General features: G+C 71.4%; 16 protein-coding genes. 11 read left to right on the forward strand and 5 right to left on the reverse strand.

Going from position 1 to position 14,127, the window contains the following annotated elements; all coding sequences use genetic code 11:
* The first annotated feature begins 59 nt into the window (after nt 1-59).
* The 11 genes from K8556_RS36180 to K8556_RS36230 are packed head-to-tail and all read left to right on the forward strand — an operon-like array spanning nt 60 to nt 10,417.
* Nucleotides 60-1,148, forward strand: a complete 1,089-nt coding sequence (locus tag K8556_RS36180; protein ID WP_223744687.1) for a polyprenyl synthetase family protein — start codon at nt 60-62, stop codon at nt 1,146-1,148.
* A gap of 10 nt (nt 1,149-1,158) precedes the next feature.
* Nucleotides 1,159-2,697 (forward strand): NAD(P)/FAD-dependent oxidoreductase, encoded by a 1,539-nt coding sequence (locus K8556_RS36185; protein ID WP_223744688.1) that lies wholly within the window; start codon nt 1,159-1,161, stop codon nt 2,695-2,697.
* The gene (locus tag K8556_RS36190) at nt 2,694-3,728 is read left to right on the forward strand and encodes a phytoene/squalene synthase family protein (protein ID WP_223744689.1); all 1,035 of its coding nucleotides are present in this window, start codon (nt 2,694-2,696) and stop codon (nt 3,726-3,728) included. Before K8556_RS36185 ends, K8556_RS36190 begins: the two co-directional genes overlap by 4 nt.
* The gene (locus K8556_RS36195; RefSeq protein ID WP_223744690.1) at nt 3,725-5,176 is read left to right on the forward strand and encodes an NAD(P)/FAD-dependent oxidoreductase; all 1,452 of its coding nucleotides are present in this window, start codon (nt 3,725-3,727) and stop codon (nt 5,174-5,176) included. The genes K8556_RS36190 and K8556_RS36195 overlap by 4 nt, the downstream gene beginning before the upstream one ends.
* The gene (locus tag K8556_RS36200; protein ID WP_223744691.1) at nt 5,173-6,132 is read left to right on the forward strand and encodes a carotenoid 1,2-hydratase; all 960 of its coding nucleotides are present in this window, start codon (nt 5,173-5,175) and stop codon (nt 6,130-6,132) included. Before K8556_RS36195 ends, K8556_RS36200 begins: the two co-directional genes overlap by 4 nt.
* The gene (locus K8556_RS36205; RefSeq protein ID WP_223744692.1) at nt 6,129-7,247 is read left to right on the forward strand and encodes a glycosyltransferase; all 1,119 of its coding nucleotides are present in this window, start codon (nt 6,129-6,131) and stop codon (nt 7,245-7,247) included. Before K8556_RS36200 ends, K8556_RS36205 begins: the two co-directional genes overlap by 4 nt.
* Nucleotides 7,244-7,627, forward strand: coding sequence for a lycopene cyclase domain-containing protein (locus K8556_RS36210; RefSeq protein WP_223744693.1), 384 nt, complete (start codon nt 7,244-7,246; stop codon nt 7,625-7,627). The genes K8556_RS36205 and K8556_RS36210 overlap by 4 nt, the downstream gene beginning before the upstream one ends.
* Nucleotides 7,624-7,971 carry a lycopene cyclase domain-containing protein gene (locus tag K8556_RS36215; RefSeq protein ID WP_223744694.1) on the forward strand — a complete coding sequence of 116 codons (348 nt, stop codon included), beginning with the start codon at nt 7,624-7,626 and terminating at the stop codon, nt 7,969-7,971. Before K8556_RS36210 ends, K8556_RS36215 begins: the two co-directional genes overlap by 4 nt.
* Nucleotides 7,968-8,645 (forward strand): lysophospholipid acyltransferase family protein, encoded by a 678-nt coding sequence (locus tag K8556_RS36220; RefSeq protein ID WP_223744695.1) that lies wholly within the window; start codon nt 7,968-7,970, stop codon nt 8,643-8,645. The genes K8556_RS36215 and K8556_RS36220 overlap by 4 nt, the downstream gene beginning before the upstream one ends.
* Entirely contained in the window at nt 8,642-9,502 is an 861-nt protein-coding gene (locus tag K8556_RS36225) for a MerR family transcriptional regulator (protein ID WP_223744696.1), read from the forward strand. The genes K8556_RS36220 and K8556_RS36225 overlap by 4 nt, the downstream gene beginning before the upstream one ends.
* 12 nt (nt 9,503-9,514) lie before the next feature.
* Complete coding sequence (locus K8556_RS36230) at nt 9,515-10,417, forward strand: MerR family transcriptional regulator (RefSeq protein WP_223744697.1); 903 nt, start codon at nt 9,515-9,517, stop codon at nt 10,415-10,417.
* Between the two features lie 3 nt (nt 10,418-10,420).
* Here K8556_RS36230 and K8556_RS36235 read toward each other — a convergent pair whose 3' ends face one another.
* From K8556_RS36235 to K8556_RS36255, 5 genes are all read right to left on the reverse strand, one after another.
* Nucleotides 10,421-10,897, reverse strand: a complete 477-nt coding sequence (locus tag K8556_RS36235) for a hypothetical protein (protein ID WP_223744698.1) — start codon at nt 10,895-10,897, stop codon at nt 10,421-10,423.
* Nucleotides 10,898-11,121: 224 nt separating this feature from the next.
* Nucleotides 11,122-11,496 carry a DUF2019 domain-containing protein gene (locus tag K8556_RS36240; protein ID WP_223744699.1) on the reverse strand — a complete coding sequence of 125 codons (375 nt, stop codon included), beginning with the start codon at nt 11,494-11,496 and terminating at the stop codon, nt 11,122-11,124.
* The gene (locus K8556_RS36245) at nt 11,493-12,815 is read right to left on the reverse strand and encodes a hypothetical protein (protein ID WP_223744700.1); all 1,323 of its coding nucleotides are present in this window, start codon (nt 12,813-12,815) and stop codon (nt 11,493-11,495) included. The genes K8556_RS36240 and K8556_RS36245 overlap by 4 nt, the downstream gene beginning before the upstream one ends.
* Nucleotides 12,816-12,972: 157 nt before the next feature.
* Nucleotides 12,973-13,563, reverse strand: a complete 591-nt coding sequence (locus K8556_RS36250; RefSeq protein WP_223744701.1) for an imm11 family protein — start codon at nt 13,561-13,563, stop codon at nt 12,973-12,975.
* 3 nt (nt 13,564-13,566) lie between these two features.
* Nucleotides 13,567-14,127, reverse strand: a 561-nt coding sequence (locus K8556_RS36255) for an AHH domain-containing protein (RefSeq protein WP_223744702.1), incomplete at its 5' end; no start/stop codon positions are given.

Here is a 14,127-nt window from a genome sequence, read left to right on the forward strand (position 1 = left end):
CGCTACCTCTAGGGGCGAAGGCTGCTGCCGCCGTGCTCCCGACTTCGGAGATCCGCTGTATGGCCACCCTGCTTTCCAACGTGCAGCAGACCTCCGCCGGAGCCGCCCCCCCTGAACACGCCTGGCTGCAGCTCGTGCAGGCGCAGGTGGAGGCCGCGCTCGCCCAGTTGTTCGAGCTGCCGGACGAACAAGCCCTGGACGCACGTTGGACACACGCGGCGGCGCAGGCGAGGGCCTATGCGCTGCGGCCGGCGAAGCGGCTGAGGCCGGCGCTGGTGCTGGCGGGGCACGGGCTGGCGCGCGAGAGCACCGCGGTGCCGCCGGGGCTGTGGCGCTTCGCCGCGGGGCTGGAGCTGTTGCACACGTTCCTGCTCATCCACGACGACGTGGCGGATCAGGCGGAGCTGCGGCGGGGCGGGCCGGTGCTGCACCGGATGCTGGCCCCGGGCCGCCCGGGCGAGGACCTGGCGGTGGTGATGGGGGACCACCTCTTCGCGCGCTCCTTGGAGGCGATGCTGGAGTCGGGGCTGGCGGGCGCGTCCAGCGTGGCGCGCTACTACCTGGGCGTGTGCCGGCACACGGCCGCCGGGCAGTACCTGGACCTGGACCTGGCGCGCGTGCCGCTGGCGGAGATGTCGCTCTTCCAGACGCTGCGCGTGGCGCACCTCAAGACGGCGCGCTACGGCTTCTGCGCCCCGCTGGTGTGCGGCGCGATGCTGGGCGGCGCGGACGCGGGGCTCCTGGAGGGCCTGGAGCGGGTGGGGCGCTCGGTGGGGCTCGCGTACCAGTTGCGCGACGACCTCATCGGCCTGTTCGGCGACGCGGCCGTGGCGGGCAAGGCCTCCGACGGCGACTTCACGCAGGCCAAGCGCACCTTCCCGGTGGTGGCCGCGTACGTGCGCGCCACGCCCGCGGGCCGCGAGGAGCTGGAGCGGCTGTGGGCGCTGCCGGTGGAGCGCAAGGACGACGCGGCGCTCGCCCGCGCGCGGGAGCTGGTGGAGCACTTCGGCGGCCGGGCGGCGTGCGAGCGCGCGGTGGAGCGGGCGTCGCGTTCGGCGCGGCGGAGCCTGCAGGCGCTGCCCAACCCCCATGGCCTGAGGGACCTGCTGGACTCCCTCATCACCCGGCTGTCGCGCCGCGCTTCCTGAGGACACCGTCATGAGCGCACAGGGCAAGCGGGTGGTGGTGGTGGGCGCGGGGGTGGGAGGACTGGCCGCGGCGGCGAGGCTCGCGCGGCAGGGCTTCGACGTCCAGGTCTTCGAGAAGACGCACGGCCCGGGAGGCCGGTGCAACCAGCTCCAGGTGGACGGGTTCACCTGGGACGTGGGCCCCACCATCGTGCTGATGCCGGAGGTGTTCGAGGAGACCTTCCGCGCGCTGGGCCGCCGCATCGAGGACTACCTCACGCTGGTGCGGTGCGACCCGAACTACCGGGTGCACTTCCGCGACGGCTCGGACGTCACCTTCACGTCCGAGCTGTGCACCATGGGCCGCGAGCTGGAGCGAATCGAGCCGGGGTGCTTCCAGCGCTACCTGGCCTTCATGGCGCAGGGCCGCGAGCAGTACCGCATCAGCCTGGACCACTTCGTGGGCCGCAACTTCAACGGCGTGAGCGACTACTTCTCCCCCGGCGTGCTGGCCAAGATCTTCAAGGCGCGCGCGCACCGCCGCATGTACGCGGACGTCAGCCGCTACTTCCAGGACGACCGGCTGCGCGCGGCGATGACGTTCCAGACCATGTACCTGGGCGTGTCCCCCTTCGAGTCGCCCGCGGTGTACGGCCTGCTGCCCTTCACGGAGCTGGGCGTGGGCATCTGGTTCCCCAAGGGCGGCCTGTACGCCATCCCGCTCGCGCTGGAGCGGCTGGCGCGTGAGGAGGGCGTGACGCTGCACTACGGCCAGGCGGTGGAGCGCATCCTCACCGAGGGCGGGCGCACCACGGGCGTGCGGCTCGCGGGCGGCGAGGTGGTGGCCGCGGACGCCGTGCTGTGCAACGCGGACCTGCCGTACGCGTACGAGAAGCTGTTGGATCCGAAGGACGCGCCGTTCAAGCGGGGGGAGAAGCTGCGCTTCACCTCCAGCGGCTACATGCTCTACCTGGGCATGAAGAAGAAGGTGCCGGGCCTGCTGCATCACAACGTGATGTTCGGCCGGGACTACGCGGGCTCGTTCGACGACATCTTCCAGCGCTTCCGCGTGCCGGAGGACCCCAGCTTCTACATCAACGTGCCCTCGCGCACGGACCCGTCGCTGGCGCCGGAGGGGAAGGACTCGCTCTACGTGCTGGTGCCGGTGCCGCACCAGCACGCGGACCTGGACTGGAAGGTGGAGGGCCCCAAGGTGCGCGCGAAGGTGTTCCAGCGCATGGCGGAGCTGGGCTACCCGGACCTGGAGAAGGACGTCGAGGTGGAGCGCGTCTTCACCCCGGATGACTGGGCGGGCACGTACAACCTGGCGCGCGGGAGCGCGTTCGGGCTGGCGCAGAACTTCTTCCAGATTGGCCCCTTCCGTCCGGCCAACGTGGACCCCCGCGTGAAGAACCTCTTCTTCGTGGGCGCCTCCACGCAGCCGGGCACGGGCCTGCCCACGGTGCTCATCTCCGCGCGGCTCGTCACCGAGCGGCTGACGGAGTGGGCGCACAAGCAGGGCGTGGCGCTGTCGCCTCGCGCGGGCGCCCCGGTGGAGGTGGCGGCATGAGCGTCACCGAGTCGCCAGCGCTCATCGCCCGGGGCTACCGGCGGGCCCGGGTCGTCACGCGCCACCACGCGAAGAGCTTCTTCTTCGCGTCGTACCTCCTCTTCGGACAGCGGCGGAAGGCGGCCTTCGCGCTGTACGCCTTCTGCCGGCGGCTGGACGACCTGGTGGACGCGGGCGAGAGCGCGCTGCCGGGCGAGGCGCCCATGGCCCTGGCGACGCGGCTGGCCCGGGCGCGCGAGCGCGTGGCGCAGGTGTACCTGCCGCTGCCGGAGCTGGCCTCGGAGGAGCTGGGCCCGCCGTCCGCGCGCCAGCCCTCCGCGGACGCGCCGTCGCCGTGGGACCCGAGCGAGTTCGCGGCGCTGCGCCACACCATCCACCACTACCGGATCCCGGAGCAGCCCTTCCAGGACCTCATCTCCGGCATGGAGATGGACCTGACGAAGGTCCGCTACGACACGTGGCAGGAGCTGGACCTGTACTGCTACCGGGTTGCAGGTGTGGTCGGGTTGATGCTGACGCCGGTGCTGGGCTGCGAGGACTCGCGCGCGGTGGAGCCGGCGGCGGACCTGGGCCGCGCGATGCAGCTCACCAACATCCTGCGCGACGTGCGCGAGGACCTGGAGCGCGGCCGGGTGTACCTGCCCTCGGAGGAGCTGCGCGCCTTCGGCATCACCGGGGACGACCTGCGCGCGGGGCGGGTGGACGCGAAGTGGCGCGACTTCATGCGCTTTCAAATCCAGCGCGCGCGGGCGTACTACGCGCGGGCGGCGGCGGGCGTGCGCTACCTCACCGGCTTCGGCAGCCAGCGCATGGTGCGGCTGATGGGCGCCATCTACGGCGACATCCTGCGGGACATCGAAGCGCGGGATTACGACGTCTTCAGCGGCCGGGCCCACACGACGACGGGGCGCAAGCTGGAGCTGGCGGCGACCGTGTTCCTGCGGCCCCGCGCCGCGCTGCCGGACGCGCCCCTGGCCCTGCCGTCCGCGCCGGTGCCGCTGCTGCCCACGGGCACGGGAGGCTCGCGATGAAGGCCTCGCGCGTGGCGGTGATTGGCGGCGGCATTGGCGGGCTGACGGCCGCGGGCCTCCTGGCGAAGGAGGGCCACGCGGTGACGCTGTTCGAGGGCGGCCCGTCGCTGGGCGGCAAGGCGCAGGCGGTGACGGTGGAGGGGCTCACGCTGGACACGGGGCCCACGCTGCTCACGCTGCCGGCGCTGGTGCGCGGCACCTTCGAGCAACTGGGCGCGCTGGACCTGCTGCCGCCGTTCACGGAGCTGGAGCCGCAGTGCACCTACCACTTCACGGACGGGTGCGGCTTCACGGCGTACAAGGACCTGGAGCGCATGGCGGAGAGCGCCGCGGAGCTGCGCCCCGTGGAGCGCAAGGGCGTGCACTCCTTCTACGCGGAGGCCGCGGCCATCTGGCGCGCGGCGGGCGAGCCCTACCTGGAGGCCCCCTTCGAGGGCATGGCCGGCTTCATGGCGCGCGTGGCCCGCAGGGGCATTGGCGCGATGCTGGCGGGGATGAAGCTGGACACGCTGCACGCGCTGGCGGCGAAGCACTTCCAGACGCATCACCTGCGGCAGTACGTGGGGCGCTTCGCCACCTACGCCGGCGGGTCGCCGTACGCGTCCAGCGCGGCGTTCGCGCTCATCCCGCACATCGAACATGCGTATGGCGTGCACCACGTGCGCGGCGGCATCGGCGCGCTGGTGGAGGCGCTGGGGCAGGCGGTGCGGCGGCTGGGTGTGACGGTGCACCTGGACACGCGCGCCCGCTTCGAGCGCGTCACGGGAGGCTACCGCGTGGAGCCGGTCGCGGAGCTGTTCGACAGCGTGGTGGTGAACGCGGATCCGCTGGCGTCGCTGCGCCGCGAGTCGGAGCCGCTGTCGCTGTCCGGCTTCGTGCTCCTCCTGGAGGTCGAGGGGCGCACGGCGGTCCCGCACCACGCGGTGATGTTCGGCGGGGACTACCGCAAGGAGTTCGACGAGCTCTTCGCGGGCCAGCTCGCCGCGGACCCCACGGTGTACGTCTGCAACCCGTCCGCCACGGACTCGAGCATGGCGCCGCCGGGCCGCACGGGGCTGTTCGTCATGGTGAACGCGCCGGCCATGCCGCTGGAGGAGGGCAGGGCGGAGCAGGCCCGGCGCGACTGGGAGTCCGGCGCGGAGCGCGTGCGCGAGCAGATGTTCGAGAAGCTCGTCCGGCACTACCCGGCGTTGAAGGGGCGCGTGCGCGTGGTGGGGCAGCGCTCACCGGTGGACCTGGCGGCGCGCGGGGCGCCGGGTGGTTCCATCTATGGCTTCCTGCCGCACGGCCGCTTCGGTCCGTTCCGCAGGCCGCGCATCCGGGGCGGCACGCCGGGGCTGTTCTTCGCGGGCGGCGGCACGCATCCGGGCGGAGGGGTGCCGCTGGTGATGCTGTCGGGCCGGTTCGCGGCGCAGATGGCGTCCGCGCACCTTCGGGAGGTCGCATGAAGGCCGTGCTTGCCCAGAACCTCCTGTCCGGCGCGGCGGAGTCCTGCGCGCTGCCGGCGCTGCCGGACATGGCGGGGGCGTACCGCTGGTTCTACGCGGACGTGAGCGCCGGGCCGTACAGCGCGGTGTGCATCTTCATGCTCGGGTCGTTGTTCTCCCCGCGCTACTCCGTCGCGGCGAGGCGCGGAGGCCACCCGCTGGCGTACAGCGCGGTGAACTTCGCGCTCTACCACCAGGGTGTGCGCAAGTTGTGGGTGCTCAGCGAGTACCCGCGCGTGGAGCTGCAGGGGCCGGGGCGGCTGCGCATCGGCAACTCCACGTTGACGCACGCGGTGGATGGCACGGTGCGCATGGAGGTGGATGACGGGACGGCGCCGTGGGGCCGTCCGGTGCGCGCCAGCCTGACGTTGCGTCCGCTGACGGGGCGGGGCACGGAGGTGCAGCTCATGCCGGGCCTGCCGCACTACTGGCAGCCCCTGGCGCCCCGGGCGGAGGCCCGGCTGGAGGTGTCCACGCTGGGCGTGACGGCGGAGGGCCTGGGCTACCACGACACGAACCACGGCCAGGAGCTGCTGGGCGCGCGGCTGTCCGGCTGGCACTGGGCGCGCACGCACCACGCGAACCACACGGTGGTGGACTACCACCTGCCGGACGGCGTGGCGCCGGTGCGCATGGTGGCGGGGGCGAATGGCGTGGTGTGCGAGCGCGGCCCGAGCCCCGAGGCGCGTCCCACGAGCCTGACGGGCTGGGGGCTGCGCGTCCCCGCGGAGCTGCACACGGGCAACGAGGTGGTGGGCGCGCCGCGCCTGCTGGAGTCGTCGCCCTTCTACGCGCGGCTGGAGTCGAGGCGGGACACGCTGGACACGATGGGCGAGGTGGCGGACTTCCGCCGCTTCCACTCCCCGTTCATCCGCTGGATGGCGCACTTCCGCACGCGCATGGGGAAGGCGGCATGAACGCGCTCGGCCTCTTCACGCTCGGGTGGACGGTGATGGCCGGTGGCTTCAGCGCGGTGGCGCTGGCGCGGCTGTACCGCCGCGCGCCCGTGACGGCCACGGGCGCGCTGCCCTCCGTGCTGCTCCTGCGCCCCGTGGACGCGCCCACGCCGCTGGAGCTGGACAACCTGGAGCTCCCCATCGACTACGCGGGGCCGCTGGAGCAGGTGGTGCTGTCGCCGTACCGGCCGCGCCTGGCCGAGGGCGTGCGCTGGCTCCCGAGCGACCCGGTGTGCCCCAACCGCAAGGTGGGCCACCTGCTCTACGCGCTGGAGACGCTCGATGTCCGCGGGCGCGTGGTGCTCGCGGTGGACGCGGACGTGGCGGTGACGGGCGCGCTGGTGAGGGGGCTCGCCGCTCCGCTCGTGGCCGGCGCCGCCTTGAGCACCGCCGCTCCCACGCCGGTGGGCGCGGTGGATGCGGCGGGCCGCGCGATGGCCGGACTGCTCCGCTACACGCACCACAGCTTCCGCGCGCTGCACGCGATGAGCGCGGGCGCGCAGGCCGTGTGCGGCAAGGCGCTCGGGCTGTCACCGCGCGCGGCGGAGGAGCTGGCCGGGCTGTCCGACCACATCGGCGAGGACCTGGAGCTGGCGAAGCGGCTGCACGCGCAGGGCCTGGACGTGGCGCTGTGCCCCGCGCCCGCCTGGGTGCCCGTCGCCAACGGGACGTCCTGGCGGGTGCCGCTGGAGCGCTTCACGCGCTGGATGCAGGTGCTCGCGAGCCACCGGCCGGCGCTGTATCCCACCGTGCCGCTGCTCTTCACGCCCACCGTGCCCCTGCTGCTGCTCGCCGCGTGGCTGCAGGAGCCCGCCGTGTGGAGCGCGGTGGCGGCGCTCGTCGCCGTGCGCACGCTGCTGTCGCTGCGCCTCGCCGCGCTGAGCCGCGTGCCCTCGGAGGCGGACCGGGACCACGCGCTGACGGACTGGGTGCGGGGGGAGCTGCTGCTGCTCGCGGCCTTCGCGGCCTCGCTGACGCGGCAGGGACGGGTGACCTGGCGCGGCCATACCTACGCGCTGGAGGCTGGGGGACGCATGGTGCGGGTGGTGTCGCAGTGGAGTGGAGGCCCGGGATGACCTACGCGCGCTTCCTGGGCCTCTTCGTCGTCCTGCCCATCCTGTTCCTGCTCGTGCGCTACCGCCGCACGCTGTCATGGCGGGGGCTGGCGCCCATGGGCCTGCTGCTCATCATCGTCTACGCGGCCACGTCGCCGTGGGACAACATGGCCGTGAAGTGGGGCCTGTGGGGCTTCGACCCGGAGCGCATCTGGGGCGTGAAGCTGGGCTACCTGCCGCTGGAGGAGTACCTCTTCTTCGGCCTCCAGACGCTGCTCGTGGGCCTGTGGGCGCGCGACCGGCTGGAGCGCGTGCTGGCGAAGAAGCCCCGGCCCGTGGCTCCATCGCGGGAGCCCGCCCGCGCGGAGCGGACCCTGGAGCCTTCCGAGGTGTCGCCATGATGGAGACGCGCTGGGCGTACCTCATCCACCTGCTGGGCTGGACGCTGCCGGTGATTGCCATCCAGTTGGTGGCGCTCGTGATGCACTACAAGGCCCGCTCGGGGGAGGTGTTGCGCGCGGTGCTGCCCCCGGCCCTGGTCGTGGGCGTGTACCTGTCCATCGCGGACCACCTGGCCATCTCCACCGGCATCTGGAACTTCGGTGAGGGGCGCCACGTGGGCGTGTACGTGGGCGCCGTGCCGCTGGAGGAGATCCTCTTCTTCCTCATCACGAGCGTGCTGGTGTCGCTGGGGCTCGCGCTGTTCACGGCGCTCCTGCGGCTCAGGGAGGCTCGGGCGTCTTGATTCGCGCGGCCAAGGGTGGGCCCTTCGGGTGGGCGGTGGACCGGTACATCGGGTGGAAGGTCCGCTCGACGTTCCGGGGCCTGTGGGTGCGCGGCGAGCTGCCCGCCGACGGCGTGGGCCGGCTCGTCTACCTGAACCACACCAACTGGTGGGACGGCTTCGTGCTGCACCAGCTCTGCCAGGTGGCGGGCTGGGACGGCTACTGCCTCATGGACGAGGACAACCTGCGCCGCTACCCCTTCCACACGAAGATGGGCGCCTTCAGCATCCGCAAGCAGGACGCGATGTCGTCCCTGTCCTCGCTGCGGTACGCGAAGGAGCTGCTGCGCAAGCCGAACGCGGCCGTGTGTGTCTTTCCGGAAGGCGAGCACCGGCCCTTCGGCGTCCACCCGCTCCAGTTGGAGCGCGGCGTGGAGCTGCTGGCCCGCGCGGCGAAGGCGGAGTGCGTGCCCATCGCCATCCGCTACGCCTTCTTCGAGCACGAGCGGCCGGACGTGTTGCTGGAGGTGGGCGAGGTCCACGAGGCCGGGCCGCTCGCGCGCTTCCAGGGCGGGCTGGAGGCGGTGGTGCGGCGCGTGTCCGAGGTCACGAGCCTGGAGGGCTTCACGCAGAAGCTGTCGGGGGCGCGAGGCGTGGCGGAGCGCTGGGACCGCGCGCGAGGCCTGGGCCCATGAGCCTGCGCATCCGCACCATCGCCCGGCTCACGGGCATCCGCGAGGCCACCCTGCGCGCCTGGGAGCGCCGCCATGGCTTCCCGCGCCCGGAGCGCAGCGAGAACAACTACCGCGTCTATTCACGCGACGAGTTGGAGGCCGTCCGCCGGGTGGCGAAGCTGATGGAGGAGGGGCTCTCGGTGAGCGAGGCCATCGCCCAGGTGCGGGACGAGCCCCGGCCCTCCGCGCCGTCCGGGGCGCGGCGCATGGAGCGCTTCTGGGCGGCGGTGATGGTGCTGGACGCGGAGGGCGCGGACGCGGCGTTGTCCGAGGCCCTGGAGGGACTGGACGCCACCACCTGCTGCGACGCCGTCCTCATCCCGCTGCTGCGCGAGATGGCCTCGCGCCTGGACGTGGCGCGCGAGCACATGGCGTCCGCGCTGGTGCGGCAGCGGCTGCGGATGCTGCTGGCGGGGATGGAGCGCGTGGGCGACGGGCCCCGGGCGCTGCTGGCCTGTCCGGCGAAGGACCACCACGAGGGAGGGTTGCTGGCGCTGGGGTTGCACCTGAAGGCGCGGGGGTGGCGGGTGACGCTGCTGGGCGCGGACACGCCCTCGGAGGCGTTGGAGGGGGCGTGCATGCAGGTGCGCCCGGACGTGGTGGCGCTGTCGTTCATCCGCCACCGGGATGCGGACGACTTTGTCGAGGTGTTGTCCGGAGTGATGCATGCGTGCGCGCCGGTGCCGGTGGTGGTAGGCGGGCCCGGCGCGAGGGAGCACCTGAAGACGCTGTTCACCCTGGGCGCGCAGTACGCCGAGTCCGCGGACGAGTTGATCGCCGTCTGGAATCAAGCAAGGAACGCGCAGAACCGACCGTGAAGCACGCACACCATGGCTGAGCGCACCTATCGCATCCACATCGCCGCGGAGCTGTCGGGGGTCCGCGTGGAGCTCATCCGGGCCTGGGAGCGCCGCTACGGGGTGCTCGAGCCGGAGCGCACGCCCGCGGGCTACCGCGTCTACACCGACCGCGACGTGGCCCTGCTCAAGCGGCTCAAGGCGCTGACGGACGAAGGCGTGGCCATCAGCGAGGCGGCGAAGCTGGTGCCCCAGTTGCGCGCGGAGCTGGAAGCGGCGCCCCCTGCGCGCGCGGAGGGCTCCGAGTCGCGGACCGGAGCGCAGCCGGAGAGCTGGCGCGTGGCGGTGCTGGCCGCGGCCGAGGCGTATGACCAGCCTCGCGTGGCGCGCATCCTGGATGAGGTCCTGGCGGCGCTGCCGCCCGTGAAGGCCTTCGAGGACGTGCTGGTGCCGGTGCAGCGCGAGGTGGGCGAGCGCTGGCACGCGGGGACGTTGACGGTGGCGCAGGAGCACCTGGTGACGCAGGTGGTGCGCGAGCGGCTGGTGAGCCTGCTGCATGGCTCTCCCCGGGGAGGGCGCAGGCACGCGGTGCTGGCGTGCTTCCCGGAGGAGGAGCATGAGATTGGCCTGTTGGGCGTGGCGCTGCGGCTGCGGCACGCGGGCATGCGGGTGACGCTGTTGGGGCAGCGCGTGCCGGCGGAGGGGCTGGGCGAGACGGTGGCGCGGGCAAGGCCAGACGTGGTGGGCCTGTCGGCGGTGACGAACCGGGGCGCCACGGTGTTCGAGGACGTGCTCACGCGCATCCGGGATGCAGTGCCCCAGGGGCTGCCCCTGTGGGTGGGAGGCCCCGCGGCCCAGGCGCACGCGGACGTCTGCGAGCGCCTGGGCGTGAGGCTCTTCACCCACGAGGACGACTGGACGCGGATGGCGGGCTGAGCGTCACTCGCGGCAGAGCGGGGGCAGTGAGCGGGCCAGACCGACGGCCGCGTCCACCTGCCCGAGCGCGGTGGTGAGGGCCTGCTGCGCGCCGCCGGGGTTCCCCGCGAGCACCGCGCTGGTGGCATCGCGCAGGCTGCTGACGCCGGAGGTGACCGTGGCGAGCGGCGCGCGGAGGCCCGTGGTCAGCGCGGAGGGGGCCAGCAGCGCCAGCGCCGCTTCGGCCTGGGTGACGGCCAGGAGCGCGGCGGTGTTCTGCTGGGCCGCCGCGAGGAGGGCGAAGACGTTCTTCGAGGACAGGGCATTGGCGGTGGTGGCGGCCGCGGTCTGCGCCGCGTTCACGGCGACGGTGACGGCGGTGATGGCCACGGCCTCCGTGGAGTCGGTGTTCACGCACTGCTGGGATTGCGCGGAGGCCGGCGCGACGTAGAGGGCCACGGACAGGACGGCGGCGGACAGCCAGTTCTTGCGGAGGGTCATGGGGATGTCGGGGGAATGGGGGTTGGAGGAAGGGGAGGCGGGACAGCAACGAATAGCTGGGTCCGCCCCTCCACTCCGTCAATCCATTGCGGACTCCGGGGCGAGCGGCTGTGTCTCCGAGGACGCGGGCGCTGAAGGCGCCTCCACGTTGTCAGGAAGCCACACCTGTCTTCTCAATGCGTGAGCACTCCTGTCGCGTCGGTCTGGGCGGCATTGGGACGGTTCTATTCTTCCAGAGGAAGCGTCCCGTCCTTCCAAGCGCGCAGGGTCATCGCCGCACTGACACTCAGCAGCGTCGGCGGCGGCATCGACAACAGGGCGAGCGCACGTTCAGCCTCGCTGGGGGCGAAGCGCAGGGCGGCCGTCGCGGCCCAGTACCGGGTCCCCGGCTCCGGATCGGTCAGCAATCCCAGCAGGCCTTTCTCCGCATCGGGCCCGCGGTTACGCAACTCCTTCCTGACGGATGCCGCGAGAAGGTAGTCCTTGTTTGCAGCCCGAGTGTCGCGCGCATTCAGTAGGCGACCATGCCTGGCTGAAACCTCGCGAAAACGCGCAATCAACTCTTCTGTCCCCAGCACCTTGAGGTCACGTGCTTTCATGGGATGGCTCCGAAGTCCTTCAGGGTTTGCAGTCCAAAGGCGCGCTGCTGCGCGTAGGATTGCGTCCGAAGCCAATCCCGGACGATCTGTCCTCCGGAGACAGCCTGTCTGGAGGAATAGTATGAGCTGACCATTTTGTGGAGTTGCTCATCGATCGCGATGACATTCTCTGTGTTGTGTATGGCCTCGGATCCAAAGCGCTGCACGTTTCCGGGCGTCTGTTCGACGATGTGGTGCCATTGTTTCCCGCTGCCTGCTGGCCCCATTGCCTTCTTGAAGCCACTGAAGGACTTCCACGCCTTCAAGCGGGACGTCACCGGTCCATTCGATGACATGGCCACGGCGCCTGGCGCCAGGCCAAACGTGAAGCCGTCCGTGGCGATGGCGACCGTCTCGACCTGCCCCACGGCGGCGTAGACCACACCGGCCTCCGCCTCGGCCCGGAGCGCGGCCTGGGCTGCCCCTGGCAGGCCTGGGAGCTTCGCCCCCAGCGTCGCGCCCGTGCTTCCGATGGCCGCCGTCGCCAGCATCACGAAGGCCCGCGCCGCCTGCCGGCCCATCACCTTGCCGAATCGCTCTCCCGCTCCGCGCAGTTCGTCGAACGTCAGCGCGGCATCCGACTCCGCCATCAGGTACCGGAAGCCCTGGATGAGCGCCCAGAACGTGTCGATGCCCACGTAGGCGATGAGCCCTGCCGTGAGCACCGCCGCCACGCCCTTCGTCGCGGGCTCCGGCACCGTCCAGAGCAGCGCATACGTGACCGCTGTCCACAGAGCGGCCTGCATCAGCGCTTCGGGATTCGCCATGTCCTTCACGGCCTCCCACAGCTCCTCCAACACCGCCCCCTTCGCCATCGCGAGCGCCAGGGCGAAGCGCGCGTCCCCAGAGACAACCGGGCTCTCCTTCAACAGACCCAGACAGTCACCGGCGCGTCCGGTCCGTCCGCACCAGCGCAAGTAGGCGCGGGTCAACTCCACGTCTGGCTGCGCCTGCTCGGACGACAGGTGCTCCCCCGGCCCGAGCGGCGTGATGCGGCGGCGCTGCACATCCATCAGGTACGAACCGCTCCGGGGCTCCACCTCGAAGAGGCGCCGGGCGGCCTCCTGGGCACGCGGCGACAACCGAAGCCCCGGGGTCAGCCGCGCCACGGCCTCCTTCAGCGCCCCCGCATCCAGCGGGACCGGCCGGACCGCTCCCTCCGCGCGAGGCACGTGGACGACAGGCGCACCGCGCCCCGTGTCGAGCCGGACGGCCTTCGTCGCACCGCTACACCCGACCAGCGCCCAGAGCAGGGACAGCACCAGCCGTGGAAGCCGCATCAGGCGTTCCCTTCGTGCACCGGAGCGAAGGGGGAGCGGGTCGAGGCATGCGGAGGCCGCTCCGGGGCAATGCCGGTCATGGTAGCAGCGGCCGTTCAGGGACGGCCATTGCCAAGATAGTAACTTCAGGCCTGCTGGCCCATGGAGCGCCCCTCACTCAGGGTGCGCTTTGCGGCCCCGTCACGCGAGTGAAGAACACTCCCAGGTTTCCGACCTCCTCCAGCGCACTCTTGATCTCCGCCGATACGATGAGCGCGGAGAGATATCCTTGGATGCGGAAGACCCGGGCGCCTTCTGTCGTGGCCGGGTTGATACGCAGGCCGTGGATCGCACGGTACGTTCCGGCCCTCTCCGGCGCGACTCCATCTGAAGGATAGACTTGCACTTCCTTGGAGTTCTTTTCGTCAACACACCCGAAACGTTTGGTTGCGTTGATGATGTAGAGGTTTCTGCTTTCCCCTTCGATCTTGATGGGGAAGGTCTGGACGTCGTCGGGCGCCAGCTTGCGAAAGACATTCGCGACCTGCTCGTCCGCGATGGGGATTCTCCCCGAATTCGCCACCGAGAAGGAGCGCCGCGGCCCTTCATGGAAAGGTCTGCTCGTGAGAGGTCCGGGGTCTGGCAGGTGCCTTCCGTCACCGAACATCCAGGGATCATCCAGCTCACCGCCAGATGCCAGAGCAGGCAGCGCCAGGGCCCACTGGGGAACGTCCGCAATCCCTATGTCGTAGAAGTCTTCGTCGGTCATCCCCTAACCCTTTCTTGGAGCGATGAGGAGTCGAAGCTCGGAACCTGGCGTCAGCAGGTCATTCGCGATCTGCGCAAGCTCCTCGAGCAATCGCTCGCGGCACGCGTCCTGGGTCCTGCATTTTCCCAGCGCGTCATTCAGCCTTCGCAGAACAGCCTCATGGTACTTGCTCGGATGCGGCCCCTGATGTCCACCCAGACGAACCTTGTTGGCGACATCGTCCAAGGACAGCCCAGCACGGGAGAAGATTTCTTCGCACAGCGGCGTCCAAGGCCCTCCGGAGACAGCGGAGACCAGATTCTTGTTCGTGCAGATGTGATGAACCGGCCCGTCGGCGTCACCTGGAATCTGGCCGTTGGAGTACATCGCGAGAGCAGCCGCTGCGCCAGGAGCCAACGCGACGTTGAGCACCCCCGCGGCAGGCAGCGCGATGGACGTCACGCCGCCGTTCAGCGCAGCCGCGAGCTGGAATCCGCCCTCGGCTTGCCCCCGGAGCGCGGCCTGGGGGAAGCCCGGGAGCTTGGGGCCCTGGGCGGCCATCGCGTTCTTCCCGCCCAGCGCCGC

Source organism: Corallococcus sp. AS-1-12, from assembly GCF_020036995.1.
In the GTDB taxonomy this organism is placed as follows: domain Bacteria; phylum Myxococcota; class Myxococcia; order Myxococcales; family Myxococcaceae; genus Corallococcus.

Excerpts from the sequence above, each read along its gene's own strand:
- K8556_RS36180 (WP_223744687.1), top strand. The coding sequence starts at position 60 with ATGGCCACCCTGCTTTCCAACGTGCAGCAGACCTCCGCCGGAGCCGCC.
- K8556_RS36185 (WP_223744688.1), top strand. The coding sequence starts at position 1,159 with ATGAGCGCACAGGGCAAGCGGGTGGTGGTGGTGGGCGCGGGGGTGGGA.
- K8556_RS36190 (WP_223744689.1), top strand. The coding sequence starts at position 2,694 with ATGAGCGTCACCGAGTCGCCAGCGCTCATCGCCCGGGGCTACCGGCGG.
- K8556_RS36195 (WP_223744690.1), top strand. The coding sequence starts at position 3,725 with ATGAAGGCCTCGCGCGTGGCGGTGATTGGCGGCGGCATTGGCGGGCTG.
- K8556_RS36200 (WP_223744691.1), top strand. The coding sequence starts at position 5,173 with ATGAAGGCCGTGCTTGCCCAGAACCTCCTGTCCGGCGCGGCGGAGTCC.
- K8556_RS36205 (WP_223744692.1), top strand. The coding sequence starts at position 6,129 with ATGAACGCGCTCGGCCTCTTCACGCTCGGGTGGACGGTGATGGCCGGT.
- K8556_RS36210 (WP_223744693.1), top strand. The coding sequence starts at position 7,244 with ATGACCTACGCGCGCTTCCTGGGCCTCTTCGTCGTCCTGCCCATCCTG.
- K8556_RS36215 (WP_223744694.1), top strand. The coding sequence starts at position 7,624 with ATGATGGAGACGCGCTGGGCGTACCTCATCCACCTGCTGGGCTGGACG.
- K8556_RS36225 (WP_223744696.1), top strand. The coding sequence starts at position 8,642 with ATGAGCCTGCGCATCCGCACCATCGCCCGGCTCACGGGCATCCGCGAG.
- K8556_RS36230 (WP_223744697.1), top strand. The coding sequence starts at position 9,515 with ATGGCTGAGCGCACCTATCGCATCCACATCGCCGCGGAGCTGTCGGGG.
- K8556_RS36235 (WP_223744698.1), bottom strand. The coding sequence starts at position 10,897 with ATGACCCTCCGCAAGAACTGGCTGTCCGCCGCCGTCCTGTCCGTGGCC.
- K8556_RS36240 (WP_223744699.1), bottom strand. The coding sequence starts at position 11,496 with ATGAAAGCACGTGACCTCAAGGTGCTGGGGACAGAAGAGTTGATTGCG.
- K8556_RS36245 (WP_223744700.1), bottom strand. The coding sequence starts at position 12,815 with ATGCGGCTTCCACGGCTGGTGCTGTCCCTGCTCTGGGCGCTGGTCGGG.
- K8556_RS36250 (WP_223744701.1), bottom strand. The coding sequence starts at position 13,563 with ATGACCGACGAAGACTTCTACGACATAGGGATTGCGGACGTTCCCCAG.